Here is a 3688-nt window from a genome sequence, read left to right on the forward strand (position 1 = left end):
CCTTCTTCAACCCAGCAGTTGTTCATAGCTGAAATTGTATTGGGGCCGTTATTGTAAAGCGCATAGGTTACTCCGCCGTTTTCATTTTCAGAAAACACATTCATACCGGGGTTATCAAGGTCATCTCCCAGATTGGCATCTACTTCGCCTTGAATGGTAATTCCCCAAAGGTTTCTTCTGATTTCGTTTTCTGTGATGTCAACAATCATTCCTCCGGCAGGCGCATTTAGGTTGATTCCACTTCCCCCCAGGTTAGGGTTTCCTTGTGTATTGTTGTCTTCAATTACATTGTTTTTAATGAATCCATAGGTATCGTTTCCTATCAGCGTAATCCCATAGCGATTGTTGGTGATGGTGTTTCCCTCAATAATTGCTCTCAGGGTACCGCCAACCAAATTGGCTACAGCAATCCCACCGGCCTGATCCATTGTTACATCACCAATAATCGTGTTGTTAAGAATTTTCAACGTATCATTCACGCGGGTAGCCCCCATGTTGATTTGCGGGCGGTTTTCATTGGCTTGATTGTTTCCTTCAATATAATTTCCGGAAATGATGGCAGAAACCTGGTTGTTTGCTCCTGAACTCAAGGCTGGAGTTTCATTAAACATAAAGGTATTGTTGGTAATAACAGGGATTCCTCTTGACATGGAAACCACTGCACCTGTTGATACTCCACCCACGTTGGACTGAAGAGTTGCATTATTAAGCGTGAAGGTTTCGGTTAATACTCTTAGTCCTCCTCCATATTCAATGGTTGCATTTTGAATATCAATCACTGAAAACTCTTCAAAACGAAATCCTTCGTAAGGAAATTCACTGTCAACTGCAGTTATGAGTACTTCTTCTGCTGAAACATTGAATTCGCCAAACACAGTTATTAAAACATCTGCTTCGATTTCCAGTGTAAGGTTTGTGTCAATTCTTAAAATATCACTTTCAGCAATCGTTAGATCCTCCAGCAAGGTATAAACAGATCCTGAAACTGCAACCGTACCGGGACTTGCAGTTGCAAGATCATCCAGGGTCCAGTCAACTCCAGTGTCAGGTGTGGTATATTGTGCAAATGAGGCCGTTATGGCTAATAAAAATAAAAATGTAGAAATTTTTTTCATGGGGAAAATACTATTTGGTTTGTAATAATCCCCAAAGGTAAAGTTTTCAGAGAAAGTCAAAAGGGTCTTATAATAGTTTTAACTTTCATTCTTTAACTGTATTTTTGCTCCAATTTTAAGCGAAAGCAAAGACACATGAAATACCATTTCAACGACATAGAAGCCAAATGGCGCAAATACTGGGAAGAAAACCAAACCTTTAAAGCCGAAAATGAAAGTGGGAAACCAAAATACTACGTTTTGGATATGTTTCCTTACCCATCTGGTGCTGGGCTGCACGTAGGGCACCCCCTGGGGTATATTGCCAGTGATATTTATGCGCGCTATAAACGTCACAAGGGTTTCAATGTCTTGCACCCTATGGGCTATGACTCCTTTGGCCTTCCGGCGGAACAGTATGCCATTCAAACCGGCCAGCATCCTGCGATTACGACCGAAACCAATATCAACCGCTACCGTGAGCAATTGGACCGCATTGGTTTTTCCTTTGACTGGAGCCGTGAAGTGCGCACATCAAACCCTGATTATTACAAATGGACCCAATGGATTTTTACCGAATTGTTCCATTCCTGGTACAACAAAGACACTGACAAAGCCGAACCCATAGAAACGCTTATAACGCGTTTTACCAATGAAGGAAACGGCCCTGTTAATGCTGTTTGTGATGACAATATCGTTCCCTTTACTGCCGAAATGTGGAATGCCTATGATGAAGAACAGCAACAAAAAATACTATTACAATACCGCCTCACTTATCTAGCCGAAACAGAAGTCAACTGGTGCCCTGCACTGGGAACCGTATTGGCCAACGACGAAATCGTAAACGGTGTCTCTGAACGCGGCGGTCATCCCGTGATACGCAAAAAAATGAAACAATGGAGCATGCGCATCACCGCCTATGCCCAACGCCTGCTCGACGGACTTCAGAAAATTGACTGGCCACAACCGCTAAAGGACTCGCAGACGAATTGGATTGGGAGGTCTCAGGGAGCTTCTGTGAAGTTTCAGGTTTCAGGTTTCAAGTTTCAGGTTAAGGTATTTACTACAAGACCGGACACCATCTTCGGGGTTTCTTTTATGACGCTCGCCCCGGAGCACGAACTCGTTGAAAAAATCACCACGCCCGAACAAAAAGCTGCTGTGGACGCCTATATCGAACAGACGGCCAAGCGCAGTGAGCGTGAACGAATGGCAGATGTGAAGACCATTTCGGGAGTGTTTACCGGGGCGTATGCCGAGCATCCGTTTTCTAAAGAACCTATTCCTATTTGGATTGGTGATTATGTGTTGGCGAGTTATGGCACCGGAGCGGTGATGGCCGTTCCTTGTGGTGATGAGCGGGATTATGCTTTCGCGAAACATTTTAATATCCCCATCCCCAACATCTTTGATCAGGACATTTCAGAAAATGCATTTACCGAAAAGGAAGGTTTTTCGATTGTCAATTCTGATTTTCTAAATGGTTTAGGCTACAAAGAGGCCAATGAAAAAGCCATTGAAGCACTGGAAAACATAAGCCAAGGCACCGGAAAAATCAATTACCGTTTGCGCGATGCAGTGTTTAGCCGCCAGCGGTATTGGGGCGAACCCTTCCCGGTCTATTATGTCAACGGATTGCCAAAAACCATCGACCAGGAGCATTTACCCATAAAACTTCCTGAAGTGGAAAAATACCTTCCCACCGAAGACGGCCAGCCACCTTTAGGCCGTGCCGATGTGTGGGCCTGGGATGCTGAAATCAGCAAAGTAGTGAGCAATAAGTTGGTTGACAATGAAACAATTTTTCCGCTTGAATTAAACACCATGCCCGGCTGGGCCGGGAGCAGTTGGTATTTGTTTCGTTATATGGATGCACAAAACAATGACGAATTTGCAAGCAAAGAAGCTCTGGACTACTGGCAAAATGTCGATTTATACATTGGCGGCAGCGAGCACGCCACAGGACATTTGTTGTACTCTCGTTTCTGGACCAAGTTTCTCTATGACCGTGGATTTTTAAACGTAGAGGAGCCGTTTAAGAAATTAATTAACCAAGGGATGATTTTGGGGGAGAGTGCTTTTGTGTATATTTTACAACCAAAACTAATCAGCCCAAAAGGCAATGACGATATTAATGTAAATGCTCAAGTACTGATCGGTAAAGAATTATATCAAGAAATAAGTGATGGTGGCAGTATCGAATCCCTTCCAAAACCATTATATGATTTTGTTTTTAAAAATGTCAATCACTTTCAAGAATATAACGTCAGGACTCAAGATTATAAAATAAATTTTGTTTGTTTCAGATCAACGATTGATGTAAAATATGTCAGCATTTCTAATGAAATTAATTTGACCGGTTTTAGTGAAGATGAAAGATTTAAAGCTTTACAAAATGCAAATTATTTTGATGGTAAGAAAGTCATTTATAATCAAGAAATAAAAGTTGTTCGCGAAGTCGAAAAAATGTCCAAGTCCAAGTACAACGTCGTCAATCCTGACGACATTTGTGACCAGTATGGTGCCGACACCCTGCGAATGTATGAAATGTTCCTCGGTCCGTTAGAACAGGCCAAACCGTGGAATATGGCCGG

The 3688-nt window shown here is 42.6% G+C and carries 2 protein-coding genes; one reads left to right on the plus strand and one right to left on the minus strand.

The window, feature by feature from the left end:
- Positions 1-1115 (minus strand): hypothetical protein (locus tag AACY61_RS10405; protein WP_339611512.1); only part of this gene is annotated, 1115 nt, incomplete at its 3' end.
- Positions 1116-1250: 135 nt separating this feature from the next.
- Here AACY61_RS10405 and AACY61_RS10410 point away from each other — a divergent pair.
- Positions 1251-3688, plus strand: a 2438-nt coding sequence (locus AACY61_RS10410; protein ID WP_339611514.1) for a class I tRNA ligase family protein, incomplete at its 3' end; no start/stop codon positions are given.

This window comes from uncultured Planktosalinus sp. (assembly GCF_963973675.1).
Taxonomy (GTDB): domain Bacteria; phylum Bacteroidota; class Bacteroidia; order Flavobacteriales; family Flavobacteriaceae; genus Planktosalinus.